The sequence below is a fragment of the Nocardia sp. CNS-044 genome (genome assembly GCF_059570515.1).
Genome location: NZ_JCANSX010000013.1, coordinates 1 through 20,696 on the forward strand (window position 1 = coordinate 1; position 20,696 = coordinate 20,696).

Here is a 20,696-nt window from a genome sequence, read left to right on the forward strand (position 1 = left end):
TCCCGAAGTGCGAGGCAGATCACCCACGTGTTACTCACCCGTTCGCCGCTCGTGTACCCCGAAGGGCCTTACCGCTCGACTTGCATGTGTTAAGCACGCCGCCAGCGTTCGTCCTGAGCCAGGATCAAACTCTCCGTTGAAGACTCACAATCACACCCAAAAGGTGCAATCAGATCTAAACTAGAGTCCGAAAACCTAGCAAAACAATCGCCAGCCGGAAATTAGCTGACTTAAATGTCCAGCCCTCCACACGGGGGGTGAAGAGCCGGAACCAAATTTCAAAATTTGGCACTGACATTCATCGACACACTATTGAGTTCTCAAAGAACAGGCGCACACCCGTCCGCGCCGGTCTCACCCGGTGCTTCTGAGAGGCAACTTTCCCAGCCTAACCGGCCTCTCGTCTGGAGTCAAGTCCATTCGATTGTCCTGGTCCTTGCGGGCCGTCAGGCGCTCCTCGTACTACCTCGTGTCCCGGTCCACGCTCAGCCTCTCGGCTTGGCGTCTCGGCTCCGGGTCGGTGTCCGTGTCGCTCTGACGTTGAATAAGTTACGCGGCGACGAACGCGGCGTCAAATCCGCACTACACCGATGTAATTCCGCAGGTCAGAGGCTTGCAATGGGGCAGAAAACGGGCTTGGGCCACACGAATGTGACCCAAGACACCAAGATCAACTGGCGGTGGCCCGCCGGACGCCCGCGATATTGCGCTTACCCCTGCGCACCACCAACCAGCGTCCGTGCAGGTAGTCGCCCTCGGCGGGGGTCCATTCGAGGTCCGAGATCTTCTGGTTGTTGACCGACGCGCCGCCCTCGTTGACCGCGCGACGGGCGGCGCCGCGGCTCTCGGACAGCCCGGTGGCGACGAGCAGATCGACGATCGTGTCCAGCTGACCGGGCGCGACCTCGGCCAATTCGCCGTCGACCGCGGCCTCGCGCAGGGCGGCGGCCAGCGTCGGCTCGTCCAGTTCGCGCAGCTCGCCGCGGCCGAAGAGGGCCTGGCTCGCCAGCTGGACGGCGCGGGTGTGCTCCTCGCCGTGCACCAGCGTCGTCATCTCGGCGGCGAGCCTGCGCTGGGCTTCCCTGGCGTGCGGACGTTCCTCGGTCGCCTTCTCCAACTCGGCGAGTTCCTCGCGGGTGAGGAAGGTGAACCAGCGCAGGTAACGGACTACGTCGGCGTCGGCGGTGTTCACGAAGTACTGGTACCAGGCGTACGGGCTCGTCATCTCCGGATCCAGCCAGAGGCTGCCGCCGCCGGTGGACTTACCGAACTTCTTGCCGTCCGCGGAGGTCACCAGCGGCACGGTGAGCGCGTGCACCGATTCCCCGTCGACGCGGCGGTTCAGCTCGACGCCCGCGATGATGTTGCCCCACTGGTCCGAGCCGCCGACCTGCAAGCGGCAGCCGTAGTTGCGGCGCAGCTGCAGGTAGTCGTTGGCTTGCAGCAGCATGTAGCTGAACTCGGTGTAGGAGATGCCCTCGCCGTCGAGGCGGCGCTTGATGGTGTCGCGGGCCAGCATGACGTTGACCGAGAAGTGCTTGCCGACGTCGCGCAGGAAGTCGACAGCGGTGAGCTGCCCGGTCCAGTCCATATTGTTGGCGATGACCGCGCCGGTGGGCGAATCGTCCAGGTCGACGAACCGCTCGAGCTGGGAGCGGATCCGCTGCGCCCACTCGGCCACCGTGTCGGTCGAGTTCATGGTGCGTTCGCCGACGTCGCGCGGGTCGCCGATCAGGCCGGTCGCGCCGCCTGCCAGGACGATCGGCCGGTGACCGGCTCGCTGGAAACGCTTCAACGCCAGCAGCGGGACCAAGTGGCCGGCGTGCAGGCTCGCCGCGGTCGGGTCGAAACCGGCGTACAGCGTCAGCGGCCCGTCGGCCAGCGCCGCGCGCAGGGCGTCGAGGTCGGTGGACTGCGCGATCAGTCCGCGCCAGGTCAGTTCGTCGATGATGTCGCCGCTCACGCCGTCCCATCTTTCCGCACCGCTGTCCTGCGCCGATGCGCAGGTACCGGGGGCGATTCTCCGCGACGCAGAGCGGCAGGGCCAGGGGATTACCGAGGACTATCGCGCCTCCACAGCCGAATCCAGACCCGCCCGCGCGCACTCGGGCACGAACACCGACTTCGGTACCTGTCCAACACAGCCGTTTCGGCCATGGCGTCTCCGGCGATATCCCGCCCGACGCATCCGCGACTGCCGAGTCGGGCTCGCGGCGGCAGCTGCTACGCCGCCCACACGACAATTCCGGCGATCGACAGGAACATCTGTCGATCGCCGGAATTGTCGAATTGCTCAGCGGGACAACCGATCCCGCAGTGCGGTCAGGCTTTCGCGACGCTCCAAGGCCAGCCAAGCGAACACCGCTGCGAGAACAAGGGGGAAGACGGAGTACGAAGGCGCGTCCATGACGAACGCCTGGGTGGCCGCGGCGAAGACCATGGTGATCGACAGTCCTGCGGCGGCCGCTCCGGCAAGGCGCGGGACGAGCAGGCCGATGCCGCCCGCGACCTCGACCAGGCCTGCGAAGTACATGAACCAGTCGCCGAAGCCGATCGCGTCGAAGATCCGCACGGCGTCCGCTTGGGCGACGAACTTCGGGATGCCGGAAGCGAGGACGAAGAACAAGCCGAGCAGGATTTGCACGGTCCACAGGATGCGGTTGCGGACCGCGCCGGGACGGGTGGTCGGGGCGGTGGCGGTGAGGGCGGTCATGTCCGTGTCCTTCGGTTCGGTCGCGCCGGGCGCGGCGGGTTCTACCGATAAGACGGCGGGCTCGCGACCAATTAATCGCTGCCGGACGAAGTCCGCTGATTCAGCGCACCGCCGCGCCGAACCCGTCCACCCGCGCCGGGGACGACCGCGGGGGCCGCGGCGGCGAGAGGCGCCCGCGGACTGCGCCGGTACGCCGAGACCGCGGGCGAGGGCGGCAGCCAGAACCGCCACGGACGATCGGCGGCCGTGCTGACGCCGACGCGCGGACCGCTGGCGATCTGGGCGTCGTCGACCGCGCCGTCGAGTTCCAGCCGGATCGGCGAGGCCGGATCGAACAGCGGCGTGCCGTAGTCGGCCATGGTGATGCCGAGGACAGTGCCCAGATTTCCCGGCCCTCGACCCAGATCGCTGTCGGAGCGCGCCGCGGGCCGACGGGAACGCGCGACATCCAATCCCTCGACGACCTCGCCCGCCCGGACCAGTACCGCGCTGGCCGTGCCGTCGGGTCCGCTGGTCACATTGATGCAGGTGTGCATGCCGTAGCTGAGGTACACGTAGAGGAAGCCCGCGGGGCCGAACATCACCGCGTTGCGTTTGGTCCGCCCGCGCCCGGAGTGCGAGGCCGAGTCCGGCCACGGCCCCGCCGGATCGCCGCCGTACGCCTCGACCTCGACGATCCGGACGGCCACCGGCCCCGACCGCAGCGTTGCGCCGAGCAGGCGACGGGCGGCGGCGGGCGGTTCGACCACGAGATCATCGACAGACACAGCGGCCATTCTCCTCGACCGCACCGACAGCCGCCCAACCGCTGGTCAATCGCCGCGCGGTGAACGCGGCCCGGACAGCAGCGGAAGCACTACACACTCGTTCGGCCGGAATTTCGCACGCCCCACGCGGGCAAGCCGTCCGATCGGGTGCCGCGCTGAAGTCGTCGGCGCTGGGGCATCCCGCACCGCCACACCGCGAACTCGCCTAGGCCCTGTCTCGAAGTCTCATCCGGCACCCGGCCGGACTTCGAGACAGGGCCGAGCGGAACCTTGGCGCGCACCGCTACGACGGGCCGATGCGGGACCGCCGCGCGCTCACCGCGCACCACTCTGCCTTCGCCGCCACCGAGCACTCCGGCACCGCCACACCGGGACTGCCCGGCGGAACCCAGTGCATGTCGCCACAGCGAGTGGACGCAATCCCGCGGTTTTCCGACCGTCCGCGCTTCGATCGCTGGCACTGGTCCGAGTCGTGCAACCGACGCGGATGGCCCCATCGACGCAGTCGGCACCGTGGGGCCCGAGCAGCATTCGGTCGACCCGCGACAAGCTACGCGCTCAGCCCAGCGTCGACGTGCCCAACGTCAGTCCTTTCAACTTCCCCGGGTTGACCTGGAAGCGCAGGTTTTCGATGCGGCCGTCGATCAGGTCGTAGGTGAATGCCGCGACCGGGACGCCGCCGATGCGGGCCAGCGCGCCGACTTCGCCGTTGATATGGGCGAGTTCGAGGGCAATGCCCGCCGACTCGGGTTTGGCGAGCACGCCGAGGATCCAGCGGGCGACGTGGTCGGGGCCGTGTAGCGGACGGCGGGCTGCGGTGACGACGCCGCCGCCGTCGGACCAGCACGTCACGTCGGGGGCGAGCAGGTCCATCAGGGCGTTGAGGTCGCCGCCCGCGCAGGCCGCCATGAACTGCTCGGTGACGTGCGCGCGTTCGGTCGTGTCGGTGTCGAAGCGCGGGCGCCGGGACCGCACGTGGTTTCGTGCGCGGTGCGCGATCTGGCGGATCGTGGCCTCCGGCCGGTCCAGGGTCTCGGCGATCTCGGCGTGGCTGTAGCCGAACACCTCGCGCAGCAGGAACACCGCGCGCTCGATCGGAGTCAGCGTTTCCAGGACCACGAGCATGGCGGTGGAGACGGTGTCGGCCAACTCGGTGCGCTCCGCGAAATCGGGTGTGGTGAGCAGGGGTTCGGGCAGCCAGGGCCCCACGTAGCTCTCGCGGGTGGCTGTGGCCGAGGTGAGCCGGTTGAGCGACAGGTTGGTGACGGTGCGCACCAGGTAGGACTTGGGGTGACGCACCTCGGACCGATCGGCTTCGTGCCACTTCAGCCAGGCGTCCTGTAGGACGTCCTCCGCGTCGGTGACGGTGCCGAGCATCCGGTAGGCGGTGGCGAACAGCAGCCGCCGGTGCTCGACGAAGGGATCGGATACCTCTGTCATCAGCCCATGCTCCTTGGTGCGGGACCGAGTCGGCAAACCGGTCAGTCTTTTGTGCGGGTCGCCCGGCCACCGCGCGAGAGCTGCACCGCGACGGTCATCCTCTTGCTGAGCCGGAAGGCCATCGGCGGTGTGCTGCTGACGGTCTCCTTGTACAGCGCCGCGGCGCGTCCAGTGAGGTGGAAGCGGCGCGGAGTATCGTCGGCGTTGGTGAACTGGATGACCGCGTCGCGGCGGCCGAGGCTGACCGGCTGGTGGAAGTATCCGAAGCGGAACGGCCGAACCCGCTTGCCGCGCAGCTCTTTCGCGATGGCGTCGGCGGTGTAGGCGGCGGTCGGCATGCCGCTCTGGCAGGTGCCGTGGATCGTGCCCCAAGTCTGGCGGACCGCGGCGGCGTCGCCGATGGCGCGAATGGTGGGGTGCGACACCGACTTCAGCGTCGGATCGACGACGATCAGCCCGCGTTCGTCGGTCTCGATGCCCGCCCGCGCGGCGAGGGGCGATACCCGCACGCCCGCGGTCCACAGCGTCAGGTCGGCGGGAACCAGTGTGCCGTCGGCCAATTCGACGGCGTCGGGCAGCACCTTGGTGACCGACTGGCCGGTGTTGCGGGTTATAGCGAGCCGGTCCAGCGCGCGGTGCAGGTAGACGCGGGCCCGCTCCCCCATCATCGCGCCGGGCTCGCCCGTGCTGATCAACGTGACCCGCAGACCGGGGTGCCGCTCGGCGATCTCGGCGGCGGCTTCGATGCCGGTGAGTCCTCCACCGCAGACGGCGACCGAACCGCCCTGGGCCGCCACCGCCGCGAGCCGTCCGGCGAACCGGTGCGCGGTGCGCGGATCGTTCAACGTCCAGGCGTGTTCGGCGACCCCAGGACCTTGTCGGTGTCGGTGGCGCTGCCGAGCGCGTAGACGAGTTCGTCGTAGGGCAGCACGCGATCGCCGTCGACGGTGACCAATCGCGCCTCGGGATCTACGGAAGTGACCCAGCCACGGACGAATTCGACGCCGGTGCCGTCGAGCATCTCGGGGATCCGGTGGTCGGCCAGTTCCTGCCCGGCGGCGATCTGGTGCATGCGCAGCCGCTCGATGAAGCGATCGGACGGATTGACCAGCGTGATCCGCACGGGCAGGCGGCGGGTGCGGCGGGCCAGCCGCACCGCGGTCAGCATCCCCGTGTAGCCCGCGCCGAGGATGACGATGCGGTGTTCGGTGTTCATGGCGGTTGCTCCGATCCGTTGCACGGTCGCTGGTTGGTGACGACCATGGGACAGACGACCGGCGCCGAACGTGACACCCAAGCAAGTGACCTGTGTCACACACCGCTCAGGGCTGGATCCAGGGTCGAAATGGGGACGCTCCCCGATGTCGCCGCGAGCGTGAAATTCCTACCGTCGGTGCATGTCTTCGGTTTCCCGCCCGCGTCGATGGCGGCGGTTGTTCGTCGTTCTCGCGTCCTTCGTCGTCGTCGTGCTCGCCGCGATCGGCGGCTGCGTCAGCTGGGTGTACGTGGACGCGGCGGTCTCCACCGTCGGTCGCACGGAGTTTCGCAACGAGCTCGCGGTGCCACCGCTGGCCGAGTCCCGCGTCGAGCCCGACGGGACGCGCCTGTTCGAGCTCGACATGCGCGCGGGCAGTAGGGAATTCCGACCCGGCCAGGCCACGGAGACCTGGGGTTTCAACGGTGACTACCTCGGACCGACGCTGCGCGCCCGGCGCGGCGAACAGGTTCGGGTCCGCGTCCGCAACGGCTTGCCCGAGGCCTCGACGGTGCACTGGCACGGCATGCACCTCCCGGCGGCCATGGACGGCGGCCCGCATCAGATGGTCGAGGCGGGCGCGACGTGGACGCCGCAGTGGACGGTGGACCAGCCCGCCGCGACGCTCTGGTACCACCCGCATCCGCACGGCGCGACGGAGGATCACGTGCGCCGCGGCCTGGCCGGGATGTTCCTGCTGGACGACGAGCTGACCGAAACCCTGCCGCTACCAAAGAATTACGGCGTCGACGACCTGCCGGTCATCGTGCAGGACGTGACCTTCCGCGGCGCGCGCTTCGAGGACACCCACCGGATCTTCCGGGAGGTCGGCTTTCTCGGCGAGCAGACGATGATCAACGGCACATTGGCCCCCTACCGCGAGGTCGGCGACGAACTGATCCGGCTGCGACTGCTCAACGCCTCCACCGCGCGCGTCTACACCTTCGGCTTCGACGACGCCCGCGCCTTCTCGCTCATCGGCACGGACGGCGGCCTGCTCGAACGCCCCGCCACCCTGCACGAGCTGCCGCTCTCGCCGGGCGAGCGCGCGGAGATCGTGGTGCGCATGCGCCCCGGTGAGCGAACGGTGTTGCGCAGCAACAAGTTGAACGCGGGCCTCGGCTTCTGGACCCAGCGCTTCAACGGCGGCGACGACACGTTCGACCTGCTGGAACTGCGCGCGGCGGCGACTCTGCGCCCGTCCCCCGCGCTGCCCACGACGCTGGCGCCCGCCGCCACGCCCGACGGCGGCGACTCGGTGACCGAACGCCGCTTCGAACTCGACCTGAGCGGCATCAACGGACAGCCGATGGCGATGGACCGCATCGATTTCGCCGTCACCCGAGGTTCCACGGAGACCTGGATCGTGCACAACCGCGACGGCATGCCGCACAACTTCCACATCCACGACGTGCAGTTCCGGGTGCTCGCGGTCGGCGAGAACGCGCCGCCGCCGCACTTGACCGGCCCGAAGGACACCGTCTTCCTCGCGCCGAACGAGACCGTGCGGCTCGCGGTGCGCTTCGACGGCCCCGCCGATCCGGACACGCCGTACATGTACCACTGCCACCTGCTGTGGCACGAGGATCTCGGCATGATGGGACAGTTCGTCGTCGTGGAGCCCGGTGGCGTGCCCGGACGTCCCCCGCACCGGCACGGCCATTGACCCCCTTGCCGCGCCGGGTGCGTCGGCGGTAAATTCATCACACAGTGAATTCAACACTCGATGAATTGAGGCCGTCATGTCTCATCCCTCGTCGTCTCCGGCCGTCGAGATCCGGAACCTGACCGTTCGGCGCGGCAAACGCGAAGTCCTGCACGACATTTCGCTGACCATTCCGCGCGGCTCGATCACCGGGCTGCTCGGACCGTCGGGGTGCGGCAAGACCACGCTGATGCGCTGCATCGTCGGCACCCAGATCGTGGCGTCCGGCGAGGTCACCGCGCTCGGCCTGCCCGCGGGGTCCGCCGAACTGCGCAGGCGCATCGGCTATGTCACCCAGGCGCCGAGCATCTACCCCGACCTCAGCGTCCGCGACAACGTCGCCTACCACGCCGCGCTGTACGGCCGCGATCGCGACGACACCGACACCGCCATCGCCGCCGTCGGCCTGCTCGAACACGCCGACCAGCGCGGCGACGAACTCTCCGGCGGCCAGCTGACCAGGGCCTCGCTGGCGTGCGCGCTGGTCGCCCAGCCGGACCTGCTGGTGCTGGACGAACCGACCGTGGGGCTCGACCCGGTCCTGCGGGTGGATCTGTGGAAGCAGTTCCACGAGCTGGCCGCCAACGGGACGACGCTGCTGGTCTCCAGCCACGTCATGGACGAGGCCGAGCACTGCGACAAGCTGCTGCTGATGCGCGAAGGCGACGTCCTCGCCCAGCTCAGCCCCGACGAACTGCGCGAACAGACCGGCGAGCAGAACCTCGAACAGGCCTTTCTCACTCTGATCACGATGGGACGAGCCGCATGACCACCACCATCGCCCCGGCCCGCTGGACGCTGCGCCCGTACGCCGCGACCACCACCCGCATCCTGCGCCAGCTGCGCAACGACCACCGCACCGTCGCCATGATCCTGGTGGTCCCCGCCCTGCTGATGACGCTGCTGTACTTCATCTACGCCGAGGCGCCGACCGCGCCGCACCAGCCGCTGACGCTGTTCGACCGGGTCGGCATCAGCATGCTCGGCATCCTGCCGTTCATCGTGATGTTCCTGATCACCGCGATCGCCATGCAGCGCGAACGCACCTCGGGCACCCTCGAACGGCTGCTCACCACACCGCTGTCCAAGCTCGACCTGCTCGGCGGCTACGGCACTGCCTTCTCGCTGGCCGCGGCGGCGCAGGCGACCGTCGCGTGCCTGGTGTCGTTCGGACTGCTCGACCTGGAGGCGGCGGGCAACCCGGCCTGGGTGGTGCTGATCGCGGTCGTCGACGCGATCTGCGGTGTCGCGCTCGGCCTGCTGGCAAGCGCGTTCGCGCGCACCGAGTTTCAGGCGGTGCAGTTCATGCCGGTCGTCGTCGCACCGCAGATCTTCCTGTGCGGCTTGCTCGTTCCGCGCGACCAGCTGCCGAACTGGCTGGAACCGATCAGCAATCTGATGCCGCTGAGCTACGCGGTCGATGCGCTGCAACAGGTTTCGACCAACCCAGAGGCGACCGCGGAGATGTGGCGCGATCTCGCCATCGTCGCCGCCTTCGCCGTGGTGGCGCTCGCGCTCGGTGCGGCGACCCTACGCAGGCGGACCGCATGAGCGAGCGAATCACGTGGCAGCGCGCTTCGCGCACGCCGGAGCCGAGCGCCAGCGAGGCGCAGGTATGAGCGATGAAGGCGTCGCGGCGCACAGCCCAGACTCGAAACGGCGGGCCGCGCCCCGACGCCGAGCGTCGAAGAGCCCGGAAGGGAAAAGCGTCTCGCGGGACGACGCGGCGCCGCGATCACGCGACGAGTCCGGACGTGCCGATGCGATCGAAGCCGAAGAGCGGCAAGGGCGTTCGGGACGGCGGCCGGGCAGATCCGGCGCGCGGGAGGCGATCCTCGCCGCCGCACGCGCTCGATTCGCCGAGGCGGGCTTCGACAAGACCTCGATCCGGGCCGTCGCCGCCGACGCCGGAGTGGATCCGGCGCTGGTGCACCACTACTTCGGCACCAAACAGCAGTTGTTCGGAGCGGTGGTCGAGCTTCCGACCGACCCCGAAGTGATCCTGACCGTCATGGAGAACGCGCCGATGGACCAACTCGGCGCGACGATCCTCGGTGCGGTGGTCGGCGTATGGGACTCCCCCGCCGGTCCCGGCATCGTCGCCGCGGTGCGCGGCCTGCTCACCGGCGGCGATCCGGTGCTGGCCCGCACCTTCGTGCTGGAGGTGGTGCTCGAACGGGTTCGCAAGCGCATCGCCACCCCGGAGGACGACGGACGCGCGCGGGTGGCTCTGGCCGCCTCGCAGCTGATGGGTGTGCTGGTGGCGCGCAAGATCATCGGCGTCGAACCGCTGGCCTCGATGCCGATAGCGGAACTCGTCGCCGCCGTCGGCCCGACGCTACAGCGCTACCTGACCGGCGACATCGGCTCGGCCGCGAACGAAGCCGCGGCGTGCGGCGAGACGGTCCCCGGGCGACTGCCCGCGACCCCGTCGTCGTCGTGACGTGCACTCAGGCGGTGAACGCCTCGTGCTCGGCCTCGGTGACGTCGCGCGCCTCGTCGATCAGCAGCACCGGAATCCCGTTCTCGATCGGGTAGGCGCGGCGCAGGCGCGGGTTGTAGAGCAGTGCGGCGCCCGCGGCGTCGCGGACCAGCAGCAGCGGGCCCTTGTCCTGCGGGCAGGCGAGCAGGCTCAGCAGGGTGGCGTCCAACGCGGTTTCCTCGGGCATGATCGAGAACCTACCCGACCGGTTCGCCCGCTTCGACGGCCGGGCGACGGCGGAACGAGATGTGCCGATGACCGAAGAAACTCGCCACCGCGACCAGTCCCATCACCACCACCGCGGAGGGCTGCGCGGGCAGGTGCAGCACCGTCACGGCCAGGTAGAGCAGCGCCGTGTTCAGCGCGAGCCCACCGGAGTTGACCGCCACGAACCCCGCGAAATCGCGCAACACGTGGCCGCGCACCCGGAACACGAGGGTGCGGTGCAGCACGAACGCGACGGTGATGCCGAGGGCGTAGGCGAGCGGGACCGCGGCGAGCGGCGCCCATCCCGCGTCCGGCAGCATGGTCAGCCAGCCCACGGTCAACGCCATGCCGAAGACCGTGTTGAACGCGCCGATCAGCGCGAAGGCGACCTCCTGCCGCCGGACCAGCCGCAGCAGCAGACCCGAAGCGGCCGTGTCGGTCGTCGCGACCGAACCCTGGTCGGTGCTCACGCGTTCGCCTCGCGCGCGCTCACGAGACCACGTCCGCGAGCTCGCGCTCCGGCTCGCCCGCGGGCCGTTCTTCGGTCTCCGCCTCGTCGTCGCGCCGCCGCGACCGCACGTACATCCACTGCAGCATGCCGAGACCCGCGAGCCCGGCCACCATGGTCGCGATGCCGATCTTCCAGCCCGGCGGACGCCAGGTCAGCACCAGTTCGGCGTCCTTCGTGCCCGCGGGAACCTCCACCGCGACGAAGGATTTGGCCACGGTGGTGATCGGAATCTGCTTGCCGTCCAGGGTGACTCGGTATCCGGGCCAGCCGAGGCGGGCGAAGACGACGCGTCCGCCCTGCTCCGAGCTCACCCGGACGCGGCTGGTGGTGTCGGTCTCCGCGATCGACGTGGCCGTCACGTTCTTCGTGTCCGAGACCCGCCCGTTCACGGTGGACGCCAGACCGACGACACGTTCCAGCACCGCGATGTAGCGCTCGTGGCCCGGGTAGTCCACCCACTTCCAGCCCTCGGGAGCGGCTTGGTCGCGCGCGTCGGGGTACAGCGCGCGCTGCAACACCACCCGATCGAGCTTCATCAGGTCGACCAGCGGGCGGCCGGTGCTCGGCTCCGGCGCGAACACCCTGCGGTAGGCGTCCGGGCAGACGCTGCTGTCCCAGCGCATGCACAGCAGCTCACCGAAGTAGAAGTGCCCGGTGGGCGTGTAGCCGTTGACGTACTTCAGCTCCAGCGCCCTGGCGTAGTTGCCGAAGACCAGGGAGCCGTAGGCGGCGTCGATGTCGCGGTCGGCCGGTTGCAGCAGGCCGCGCTCGCCGAGCTGAAGGGTGGTGCCGGTGAAGTCGGGGTACTTCGCCATCGCCTCGGTGCGGTCGGCGGGCAGGTTCCACGGCATCGGCGTCGGCTGGGCGGCGCTCACCTGGAAGTAGGCGATCGGGAACATGGCGACGATGGTCAGCGCACATGCCGCGGCGATACCCCGCTCGCGGGCGAGCCACACCACTGTGGCGCCCACCGCCGCGATGGCGAGCGCGGCGGCCACGTGCCAGAGCGCGTGGTGCGGGTCGGCCGAGAAGGACCGCACCCACAGCGCCAGGATCAGCACACCGGCCGCGAGACCGCGGTTCTTCCAGTTCTGGAATGTCCCGTAGCGGCCGAGCAGGACGCACACCAGCACCAGCAGACCGATGGCCAGCATCGGCAGTACGCGCACCGGCCAGCGCAGCGGACCGATCGAGCCCGGTCCCGCGGTCCACATCAGCATGATCATGGCGAACAGCGCGACGGCGCTCAGCTCGCGCCACGACTCACGGGCCCGCTTCCAGTCGATGAACGCCAGCGCCGGGATCAGGAACCACGCGATGTAGGTCAGCGGCATCGGCTGCACGTAGCCCCACCAGGAGGTGAAGGCGGGCAGCGAACTGGGCAGGCTGGCGTTGAGCGATTCCGACCACGGCACGGTCAGGAACTGGTCGTTGTTGATCTGCGCCGTGCCGCGCCAGGTCACCTTGGCCGAGAGCATGCTGGGCAGGAAGGTCAGCAGTCCGGCCAGTCCGGCGCACAGCGAGACGGCCGTCAGCCGCGCGACGGGCTGCCACTTGCGTTGGTACACAAGCTCGCCGACGGCCACCGCCAGCAGCATCAGCGCCGCCTCCACGGCCGGGAAGATGTACTGCGTGGAGATCGTCAGGTACAGGAAGACGAAGACCGGAATCGGCCCGCCCAGCCCGCGGGTGTAGCGCACCGACGACGCCCACGCGTGCACCAGCCAGGCGGTGCCGGTGAGCGCGGTCATCCAGCTGGCCTGATCGAAGAACAGGAAGAAACCGGACAGCGGGAACGCGATACCGGCCACCGCCGACCAGGCCGGGCGCGCGCCGTAGACCAGGCAGATCCGGTAGACGCCGGTCGCGGCGAGAATGGAGAAGATCAGTTTGACGACGGTCGCGTACAGCGCCACGTTGTCCACCGAGGGCGCGATCAGATCGATCAGCAACTGCGGCGGATTGAACAGGCCCGCGTCGTCCATCGTGTTGTTGCCCGACATCCACTGTTCCGGGACCATCACCGGGAATTGGCCGTCGCGCAGCGCGCGGCCGAGACCCACCCACAGCGCGGTGTATTGGGATTCGGTGTCGTCGGTGAAGTAATGCCGGACATTGGCGAGCAGCACCGCCGCGTATCCCGCGATCACCCCGATCACGGTGATGGCGGCCCAGCGATGGACGTCCCGTCGCGAGTGCGGCCGCGAGTCGAGTACTGCACTGTCGGTCACGAGTTCCAGACCCTACAGCCCAAGGCAGCGCTTGGCATCGGCCGCCGAGGTGTTGATGATGGTCTGATGAACTGCAACGGAAGGCCTTGTTCGCACCGTGCTAGAGTTCACCGCGGCTCGGGGCCCGCTGTCCAGCGGGCAGTACCGGCACGCACCGTCATCGAAAGTTGATCCAGCTGATGCCGATTCCCTCCGCTCGCCCGTACCGCTCCGACCCCGTCGCGAACGGACGTCCCGGCGTCGACCGGCCGCACGGCATTTCCGTTGTGGTGCCGGTGTATCGGGGTGAGAACACCATCGGCGGACTGGTCGCCGAGCTGCACGCGCTCACCGCGGGCGCCGAGACGCCGGGCGGTATCGCGTTCACGGTCGAGGAAATCATCCTCGTGCACGACAACGGGCCCGATCGCTCCGATGTCGTCCTGCAGGAGCTCGAGCAGACCTACCCCGAGGTGCGCACCGTCTGGCTGAGCCGCAATTTCGGTCAGGACGCCGCCACCATCGCCGGAATGTCGGCCGCGCACGGCGACTGGATCGTCACCATGGACGAGGACGGTCAGCACGATCCGCGCTTCATCGGCGCGTTCCTCGACGCGGCGCTCACCGGACGCGCGGACCTGGTCTACTCCAAGCCGACCAACACCCGCCCGCACGGGTTCCTGCGCAATCTGACCTCGCGCGGGGCCAAGATCGTGCTGGCGACGCTGTTCGCCTTCCCCGATTCGACCAGGTTCGAGAGCTACCGGCTGATCCGCGGCGACATCGGCCGCCAGCTCGCCGAGGTCGCCTCCAACGGCGTGTACCTCGACGTGGCGCTGACCTGGGTGGTCGGCAAGGTCGTCCAGGAGCCGGTGGTGCTGCGCGCCGAGGGCCGCGAGGAGTCCGGCTACAACTACCGCAGGCTGTTCTCGCTGTTCTGGAAGATGGTGCTGTGCAGCGGAACACGCGGCCTGCGCCTGGTCAGCATGCTCGGCGTGACGCTGGCGCTGGCCGGTGTGGTGATGGCCGCCGTCGTCGTGTACGAGGCGCTGACCACGGACGGCTGGGCGCCGGAGGGCTGGGCCTCCACGATCGTGGTGCTGCTGCTGTGTTCCGGCGCGATCCTGTTCTCGCTGGGCCTCATCGCCGAATACCTCGGCGTCGCCCTGCACATCCTGGTGGGCAAACCGCTGTACCTCACCGTCGACTCACCGACGCCGCGCCCGCGAGACGCGCGGGAACTGACCACCACCACGAGCAGGGGGACCGACCGGGTTGAGCACTGACCGCGTCATCTTCAGCCGCCCGTTCCGGGCGCGCCGGGAACTGGCCAATCTGGAGGCCGTGCTGGCCTCCGACCACAGCCATGGCGACGGGCAGTTCACCGCGTCGGCCACCGCGAAGCTCAAGGCCATCACCGCCGCGCCGCACGCGCTGCTGACCACCTCGTGCACCTCGGCGCTGGAAATGGCGGGTCTGCTGCTCGAGCTCGGCCCCGAGGACGAAGTGATCGTGCCGAGCTTCGCGTTCACCTCGACGGCCACCTCGATGGCGCTGCGTGGGGCGACTTGCGTCTTCGCCGACATCGACCCCGCCTCGGGCAACCTGGATCCGGAATCGGTGGCCGCCTCGGTCACCGAGCGCACCAAGGCCGTGGTGGTCATCCACTACGGCGGTGTGGCCGCCGATATGGAAGGGCTGCTCGCGCTCGCCGCCCAGCACGGCTTCGCCGTCGTGGAGGACAACGCGCACGGGCTCGGCGGCCGCTGGCGCGGACGCCCGCTCGGCACCATCGGCACGCTCGGCACGCTCAGCTTCCACGACACCAAGAACGTGCACTGCGGCGAGGGCGGCGCGCTGCTGCTCACCGACGAGATCCTGATGGCGCGTGCGGAAATCATCCGGGAGAAGGGCACCGACCGTGCCCGCTTCCTGCGCGGCGCGGTGGACAAGTACTCCTGGCAGGACATCGGTTCCAGCTACCTGCCGAGCGAGCTGAACGCCGCGGTGCTCGACGCGCAGCTCGACGAGTTCGACACGATCCAGTCCGGCAGGCATCGGGTGTGGGACGCCTACGCCGCGGGGCTGGCGGACTGGGCGGCGCGCAACGACGTCCGGCTCATGACCGTGCCCGAGGATCGCGCGCACACCGCGCACCTGTACTACCTGCGCACGCCCACCGAGCAGCGCCGCGACGACCTCATCGCGCACCTCGGGAGTCTCGGCATCTCGGCTCCGTTCCACTACGTGCCGTTGGACTCCAGCCCGGCGGGTCTGAAGCTCGGCCGCACGCCGCGGCCCTGCGTGCGCAGCGCGGAGTTCTCCGGAACCGTTGTGCGCCTTCCGCTCTGGCCGGATCTGCGCGACGAGCAGGTGGCCAGGGTGATCGAGGCGGTCACCGCCTTCACCGTCTGATCCGCCCGCGCTGCCGTCACCTCGACTTCCGGCACAGCGCCTTTCGGTCGACGGTCTCAGGCGGACAGCACGTACAACTTCTCGCGGCCGCCCGCGATCAGCGAGCGCTGGGCGATCCGCGGCTCGTAGCGGCCGAAGAACTCGTCCAGGGTCGCCTCGGTGAACCGGTGCGCCTGGCGGCCGTCGCCCGCGTTGGTGAACCGTCGACCGACGGTGGCCAGGATCCGGTTGCGGCTGGTCGCGAGGTTGCGGACGGGTTCGGCGACGATCACGGCCTTGCTCGCGGCCGCGAGCATCCGGTCCAGCACCGGACCCGGTTCGGGTAGGAAGTGGTAGAGGCTGGCCTGCATGATGACGTAGTCCGCCTCCGGCAGCGGAGTGTCGGAGCGCATGTTCCAGACCAGTCCGCGACCGCCCGCGCGGGCGACGCCTGCGACGAAACCCTCGTTGAGGTCGAGCCCGGTGTAGTCGACCGACTTGGCGCGCAGGTAGCGGGTGTACAGCGTCGCAGGCCCGCAGCAGACGTCGACCACCTCGGCGCCGTCGGGCACCAGCCCGGCGATCGCGCTGTACCTGGCCGCGTAGTGGCGGCCGTACAGCCCGCGCATCAGCAGCTCGTACACGGCGCGGTTGCGATAGATGAGGCTTTGACTCACCAAGTACCCCTGAACGGTTGTCGGACGTCGGGTGCGGCCTCCGGCGCCGCGCGGGCGGACCCGCGCACAAACTATGCCAGCCGACGCCGCGGCGCGAATTGTCCGGGTGCGCGTGCCGCGGCCAATCCGGCGGATCTACAACACGTTCCGGCCGCACCGGCGGGTCCGGTGCGGCCGGGACGGGCTCAGTTACCGAAAAGCGCGCGGGCCTCGGTCTCGGTGAGCACTTCGTAGTTCTCGGTCTCGCGGTGGTACCACCAGGTGAGCGGACCCGGTTCCGGCCGCCCGGCCGCCTGCACCGCCCGGGTGGACGGCCGGTAGCTGGAGCTGCGCGGAATCTCGTCGACCACGTACACCAGGTCCGGTCGCTGCTCGGTGTCGAGGGCGCGCATCGCCTCGGTGACGTCCTTCGGCTCCAGGTGGAAACCCGCCCGCACCGACACCGCCGCCACCGCGAGGCAGTGGTCGCCGACCGGAAGGCCGTAGGCGACCTCCATGTCGACGGCGGTGATGTCGTTGAGCACGTCCACGATCGGCTGGCCGAACACCGGGCCGCGCGCGGTGTGGATCACCGTGTCCTTGCGGTCGACCAGCCAGTAGTCGCTGTCGCTGTCGCGGCGGAACAGATTCTCGGTCGGCATCCACGAGTCGCCCGCGGTGAACACCCCGCGCAGGCCGCCCTCGGAGATGTCGACGCCCTCCGAGGCCCGGCCGAGCAGCAGGCCGACCTCGTTGTCCGCGCAACGGCGGGCGAAACCGGCATCGTCGACCAGGATGCCGCCCGTGCTCGGGTCGTAGGCCACCAGTTCGACCTTGGCGGTGCCAGGCACCGGGCGGCCCTTGCAGCCCGCCTTGGCCCCGGTCACGTTGGCGAGCACCACATCGCCCTCGATGGACGCGTAGAACTCCAGCACCCGCGCCGGTTCGAACTGGTCGGTGGTGCGCCGCCACAGTCCGGCGGGCATGCCCGAGCCGATGAACAACCGGATCGGGTGCCGATGCCCGGCGGGGAACACTCCGGCGTCGAGGATGTCGCGCAGCATCGTCCAGGTGTAGGTCACCACCGTGACGCCGTAGCGGTGCACTTCCTCGGCGAACTGCTCCGGGTCGAGCGACCTGGCCAGCGCGATGCGGCTGCCGCCCGCGATGGCGCCGCCGAGGCTGACCAGCAGGCCCGACGAGTGGTGCAGCGGCGCGAGGCAGTACACCGTGTCTTTGCGGTCGAGATCGGCGGTGGTCGCGGTGCCGAAGGCCGACAGCGCCCAGCGGTGGTTGGTGATGTGCTTGGTCTCCAGCCGGTCGCCGGTGCCGGTCACCAGCACGAAGGCCAGCTCGCGCGCCAAGCCCGGGTTGGGGCGGTACCAGGCGGGCACCCGCACCTGGGTGGGATCGATCTGCTCGAGGTCGATCACGTTGTCGCCCAAGGGGATGTCGAGTCCGCGGGCCTCGCCGCCGCCCAACACCAGGGTTCGTGCGCCGCTCCCCGACGCCAGACGCAGGTTCTCCGGATCGACGATCACCGTCTCCGCGCCGGTGAGTTCGATGGCGCGGTTCAGCTCGCTGCCCGGCGCGAGCAGCACCGCCACCGCGCCGAGCCGCGACAGCGCCGCCACCGTCACCAGGGCGCTCGGGCGGGTCTCCATCAGCACACCGACCCGGGTGGCGGGCCGGATGCCGACGGAGATGAGCCCGCGCACCACGTTGTCGATGCGGACTTGCACCGCCGCGTTGGTGTGCACCCGGTCATCGAAGAGGAAGCATTCGCGCAGCGGCGCCCGTTTGGCCTGCTCGGCGAGCAGCTTGCCGAGCGAGATGCGGGTGTTGGGCTGGATCATGCCCAACCGGGTCAACCTGGGCAGCGCCCGCGCTGCCTCGCCCGCCAGCTCGATCGAACCGCGCACGGTGTTGTTGGCGATGCCTTCCAGCGCCTTGCCCATGCCCGCGCCCGCCTCGGCCAGCGTCCCCGCGGTGTGCACCACCCGGGTGGCCGCCGAGCGCGGGCGGTTGGTCGCCACGTGCTCGGACATCCGGAAGATCTCCTCGGGCAGCGGCTTGCCGCCGTCCATCCACTCCACCCACTGGCGCACCAGCGGCCAGGTGTGGTTGGTGGCCATGCTGCCCGCGACCAGACCGAAGTGGCCCGCGACCAGGCTGGCCTCGAAGACCTCCGCGTTCGGCGCCGCGCGCACGATGCCCCGCACCGCGGCGGGCTGGCCGATGTCGTCCACCTCGCCGACGAAGGCGAGAATCGGGCACTTCAGCTCGGCGAGCGAGATCGGCTGATCGCGAATCACGAAGCCGCCGAGCATCATCCGGTTGTGCGCGACGAACTGCTTGAGCAAGTCGGCGGCCGCGGGCCCGGCGTAGGCGACCCAGCCATCGCTGTTGAGGAAGCGGCGCTGGCGCTCCTTGGGCAGCAGCGCCTCGCGGTCGTGCAGCTGGCGCAGAAAGTCGATCCTGGCCTTGGCGGTCTTGACCGGGTCGAGCATCTGAAAGCCGAGCCGCACCATCGAATCGGTGATGGGCAGCCGCGTCACGACGTGATCGGCGAGGAAGTCCGCCACATCGGAGACCAGCCCGTACGGCAGTCCGAACGGTATGCCCGCGACGATGTCGACCGGGCTGCCGAAGGTCACGATGCTCTCGACGCCCTTGCCGAAGCGGTAGGCGGTGGTCTGGTAGGCGAACATGCCGCCCTGCGAATAGCCCATCAGGTGCACGTCGCTGCCGGTCGCCTCGCAGACCGTGTCGATGGCGCTGCTCACCGCGAGCACATGGTCGGCGAGATCACGCTCCCAGCCACCCTCCTCGCTCGCCGGGGAACCGAAATCGACCACCCAGCAATCGATTCCGCCGCGATGCAGAATGCCGACGGCGCCGCCCTCGGCGTTCACGTCCCAGATGTCGGCGTTGACCATCAGCGGCGGCACCAGTACCGCGACCGGACGACCGGGCGTGGCATCGTCGGGGAAATAATGGCGCAGCCGATACATCCTGCGCCGCTCGACCACCTCGAAGGGCGACGACTCGACATCGTGGGTGAGTCCACCGAAGCGGATCACCTCCAGGCCGTTCTGCGCGGTCGCCATCAACCGCTGCACCGAACCCACCAATTCCTTACCGAAGTTCACCATCGCTCCTGGCCCTACCCTGCAATGTGCCCACACGACCTCCGCGCGCTCGGCGCGAAGAGACACCTTCCGACCCCCGGAGAAGTATGCCGTCCACGCGTATAGACGAGCTTCCCACATCGGGGTGACCTCATGTGTCGGCTGTGACAGGTTCCATGGCAGGTGAGCGCGGTCACCGCCCCATGACGTGGATATACATGCTCTCGAACGGCTCGGGGCTCACGCTGAGATCACCGCGGAACGGATAGTCCATCGCCGCGATGAGGAAGATCATCGCGCCGAGGAAGAAGGCGAACAGGCCGCCGAGCATCAGATGCGCGCCGCGGCTGAGGCTGAACATGCACAGCAGCACCAGGTTGACCGCGCCACCGACCAGGATGACCCACCACAGCACGTCGGGCATGCCGCCCGCGGTGGCGTTGATCCGGTGTCTGCGGTCGGAGTCGAAGCGCGCGAACTGTTCGATGGTCGCGGCGTGCACGATCTCCTGCGCGGTGGTTTGCGGCTCGAAAGCCAGCAGGTTCACCTGGAACCGGGTCACCAGAGCCGTGCCGCCCATCGGCTCGCGCCCCTCGCGCAGCGCGGGCCACGCCTCGGTGAGCACGTTGTCGGCGTAGTCGATCAGATCCCGCTGGAGCTGGGTGCGCTGCGGCTCGGGGTAGGCGCCTACCTCGCGGTAGAGCGTGCCGAGCGCGGCGGCCTCGTCGGCGACCAAGGACTGTGCGGTGTCGTAGGACTCGTAGGTCGCCGCCGCGATCAGGCCGAGTAGCAGGCCGTAGAACACGCCGCCGACGGTCAGCACCATCGTGACGGTCTCGTTCTTGCCGGGTTCGGGCCCGAAGATCCGGATCACGTACTTGCGGGACACCAGGATGCCCGCGGAGGTGAGCAGCACTGCGGTGCCGGTGATGATGAGGAAGACCAGCCAGATGGGCAACACGTAGATCCACGTGAACATGGGACAAGAAGATAGCCAGCCGCCCGCGAATCGTCGGCGAATCAATCATTCATCCCAGGATGTTCGCGCGCGTCGCCGTGTCGTTATCTGCCGTTACTCGATCGAACGCATGTCGTAACCATCCGAATCCGTTCGGGCGAATTCCGCGAATTTTGCTGCGCCGCAACACTTCCGCGACCTACCATCAATGCCGTCTGGAAACACACTGTCTCGCAAGTCTTTTCCACGCGAATGTCTCTTCTTTCG

Annotated in this window: 18 protein-coding genes and 1 rRNA gene; 6 read left to right on the forward strand and 13 right to left on the reverse strand. The window is 69.0% G+C overall.

Translation table 11 applies throughout. The features are described from left to right. From T333_RS32265 to T333_RS32295, 7 genes are all read right to left on the reverse strand, one after another. A 16S ribosomal RNA gene (locus tag T333_RS32265) occupies positions 1-140 on the reverse strand; the annotation flags it as partial. A gap of 530 nt (positions 141-670) precedes the next feature. Further along, entirely contained in the window at positions 671-1,963 is a 1,293-nt protein-coding gene (gene tyrS, locus T333_RS32270; RefSeq protein ID WP_496426857.1) for a tyrosine--tRNA ligase, read from the reverse strand. A 330-nt stretch (positions 1,964-2,293) separates the two neighbouring features. Further along, on the reverse strand, positions 2,294-2,713 hold the full coding sequence (locus T333_RS32275; protein ID WP_355003968.1) for a DoxX family protein: 420 nt from the start codon (positions 2,711-2,713) through the stop codon (positions 2,294-2,296). A gap of 71 nt (positions 2,714-2,784) precedes the next feature. Next, entirely contained in the window at positions 2,785-3,489 is a 705-nt protein-coding gene (locus tag T333_RS32280) for a DNA-3-methyladenine glycosylase (RefSeq protein WP_496426858.1), read from the reverse strand. A 549-nt stretch (positions 3,490-4,038) separates the two neighbouring features. Continuing rightward, positions 4,039-4,920 carry an RNA polymerase sigma-70 factor gene (locus T333_RS32285; protein ID WP_496426859.1) on the reverse strand — a complete coding sequence of 294 codons (882 nt, stop codon included), beginning with the start codon at positions 4,918-4,920 and terminating at the stop codon, positions 4,039-4,041. A 41-nt stretch (positions 4,921-4,961) separates the two neighbouring features. Further along, on the reverse strand, positions 4,962-5,765 hold the full coding sequence (locus tag T333_RS32290) for an NAD(P)/FAD-dependent oxidoreductase (RefSeq protein ID WP_496426860.1): 804 nt from the start codon (positions 5,763-5,765) through the stop codon (positions 4,962-4,964). Then, positions 5,762-6,136, reverse strand: a complete 375-nt coding sequence (locus tag T333_RS32295) for an FAD-dependent oxidoreductase (RefSeq protein WP_496426861.1) — start codon at positions 6,134-6,136, stop codon at positions 5,762-5,764. The genes T333_RS32290 and T333_RS32295 overlap by 4 nt, the downstream gene beginning before the upstream one ends. A 181-nt stretch (positions 6,137-6,317) precedes the next feature. Here T333_RS32295 and T333_RS32300 point away from each other — a divergent pair, with 181 nt between their 5' ends. The 4 genes from T333_RS32300 to T333_RS32315 all read left to right on the forward strand — a co-directional run bounded on the left by T333_RS32300 (position 6,318) and on the right by T333_RS32315 (position 10,323). Next, entirely contained in the window at positions 6,318-7,841 is a 1,524-nt protein-coding gene (locus tag T333_RS32300) for a multicopper oxidase family protein (protein ID WP_355003972.1), read from the forward strand. Between the two features lie 76 nt (positions 7,842-7,917). Then, positions 7,918-8,649: an ABC transporter ATP-binding protein gene (locus T333_RS32305; RefSeq protein WP_355003973.1), complete on the forward strand. Its 732-nt coding sequence runs from the start codon at positions 7,918-7,920 to the stop codon at positions 8,647-8,649. Beyond that, positions 8,646-9,431: an ABC transporter permease gene (locus T333_RS32310; protein ID WP_355003974.1), complete on the forward strand. Its 786-nt coding sequence runs from the start codon at positions 8,646-8,648 to the stop codon at positions 9,429-9,431. The genes T333_RS32305 and T333_RS32310 overlap by 4 nt, the downstream gene beginning before the upstream one ends. A 64-nt stretch (positions 9,432-9,495) precedes the next feature. Next, positions 9,496-10,323, forward strand: coding sequence for a TetR/AcrR family transcriptional regulator (locus T333_RS32315; RefSeq protein WP_496426862.1), 828 nt, complete (start codon positions 9,496-9,498; stop codon positions 10,321-10,323). Positions 10,324-10,330: 7 nt separating this feature from the next. Here T333_RS32315 and T333_RS32320 read toward each other — a convergent pair whose 3' ends face one another. The 3 genes from T333_RS32320 to T333_RS32330 are packed head-to-tail and all read right to left on the reverse strand — an operon-like array spanning position 10,331 to position 13,311. Then, on the reverse strand, positions 10,331-10,549 hold the full coding sequence (locus tag T333_RS32320; protein ID WP_067793020.1) for a Trm112 family protein: 219 nt from the start codon (positions 10,547-10,549) through the stop codon (positions 10,331-10,333). A gap of 10 nt (positions 10,550-10,559) precedes the next feature. Further along, positions 10,560-11,039, reverse strand: coding sequence for a GtrA family protein (locus T333_RS32325; RefSeq protein ID WP_496426863.1), 480 nt, complete (start codon positions 11,037-11,039; stop codon positions 10,560-10,562). Positions 11,040-11,058: 19 nt separating this feature from the next. Continuing rightward, positions 11,059-13,311 carry a putative glycosyltransferase family protein gene (locus T333_RS32330; RefSeq protein WP_496426864.1) on the reverse strand — a complete coding sequence of 751 codons (2,253 nt, stop codon included), beginning with the start codon at positions 13,309-13,311 and terminating at the stop codon, positions 11,059-11,061. A gap of 179 nt (positions 13,312-13,490) precedes the next feature. On the opposite strand from T333_RS32330, the gene T333_RS32335 reads away from it, so the two are divergent. Together T333_RS32335 and rffA are read left to right on the forward strand one after the other, a co-directional pair. Further along, a complete protein-coding gene (locus T333_RS32335) occupies positions 13,491-14,576 on the forward strand; it encodes a glycosyltransferase family 2 protein (protein ID WP_357255929.1) in 1,086 nt (361 codons plus the stop codon). Further along, positions 14,566-15,705: a dTDP-4-amino-4,6-dideoxygalactose transaminase gene (gene rffA / locus T333_RS32340; RefSeq protein WP_357255931.1), complete on the forward strand. Its 1,140-nt coding sequence runs from the start codon at positions 14,566-14,568 to the stop codon at positions 15,703-15,705. Before T333_RS32335 ends, rffA begins: the two co-directional genes overlap by 11 nt. A gap of 56 nt (positions 15,706-15,761) precedes the next feature. Here rffA and T333_RS32345 read toward each other — a convergent pair whose 3' ends face one another. The 3 genes from T333_RS32345 to T333_RS32355 all read right to left on the reverse strand — a co-directional run bounded on the left by T333_RS32345 (position 15,762) and on the right by T333_RS32355 (position 20,450). Then, complete coding sequence (locus T333_RS32345) at positions 15,762-16,361, reverse strand: class I SAM-dependent methyltransferase (RefSeq protein WP_357255933.1); 600 nt, start codon at positions 16,359-16,361, stop codon at positions 15,762-15,764. 185 nt (positions 16,362-16,546) lie between these two features. Beyond that, complete coding sequence (locus tag T333_RS32350; RefSeq protein WP_496426865.1) at positions 16,547-19,495, reverse strand: acyl-CoA synthetase; 2,949 nt, start codon at positions 19,493-19,495, stop codon at positions 16,547-16,549. A gap of 169 nt (positions 19,496-19,664) precedes the next feature. Further along, entirely contained in the window at positions 19,665-20,450 is a 786-nt protein-coding gene (locus T333_RS32355) for a bestrophin-like domain (protein ID WP_357255937.1), read from the reverse strand. Positions 20,451-20,696: the final 246 nt, after the last annotated feature.

What these genes read in the sequence shown, in the direction of transcription:
- T333_RS32275 (WP_355003968.1), bottom strand. Translation starts at nt 2,713, where the DNA reads ATGACCGCCCTCACCGCCACCGCCCCGACCACCCGTCCCGGCGCGGTC.
- T333_RS32310 (WP_355003974.1), top strand. Translation starts at nt 8,646, where the DNA reads ATGACCACCACCATCGCCCCGGCCCGCTGGACGCTGCGCCCGTACGCC.
- T333_RS32305 (WP_355003973.1), top strand. Translation starts at nt 7,918, where the DNA reads ATGTCTCATCCCTCGTCGTCTCCGGCCGTCGAGATCCGGAACCTGACC.
- T333_RS32350 (WP_496426865.1), bottom strand. Translation starts at nt 19,495, where the DNA reads ATGGTGAACTTCGGTAAGGAATTGGTGGGTTCGGTGCAGCGGTTGATG.
- T333_RS32315 (WP_496426862.1), top strand. Translation starts at nt 9,496, where the DNA reads ATGAGCGATGAAGGCGTCGCGGCGCACAGCCCAGACTCGAAACGGCGG.
- T333_RS32320 (WP_067793020.1), bottom strand. Translation starts at nt 10,549, where the DNA reads ATGCCCGAGGAAACCGCGTTGGACGCCACCCTGCTGAGCCTGCTCGCC.
- T333_RS32285 (WP_496426859.1), bottom strand. Translation starts at nt 4,920, where the DNA reads ATGACAGAGGTATCCGATCCCTTCGTCGAGCACCGGCGGCTGCTGTTC.
- T333_RS32300 (WP_355003972.1), top strand. Translation starts at nt 6,318, where the DNA reads ATGTCTTCGGTTTCCCGCCCGCGTCGATGGCGGCGGTTGTTCGTCGTT.
- T333_RS32280 (WP_496426858.1), bottom strand. Translation starts at nt 3,489, where the DNA reads ATGGCCGCTGTGTCTGTCGATGATCTCGTGGTCGAACCGCCCGCCGCC.
- T333_RS32295 (WP_496426861.1), bottom strand. Translation starts at nt 6,136, where the DNA reads ATGAACACCGAACACCGCATCGTCATCCTCGGCGCGGGCTACACGGGG.
- T333_RS32355 (WP_357255937.1), bottom strand. Translation starts at nt 20,450, where the DNA reads ATGTTCACGTGGATCTACGTGTTGCCCATCTGGCTGGTCTTCCTCATC.
- T333_RS32335 (WP_357255929.1), top strand. Translation starts at nt 13,491, where the DNA reads ATGCCGATTCCCTCCGCTCGCCCGTACCGCTCCGACCCCGTCGCGAAC.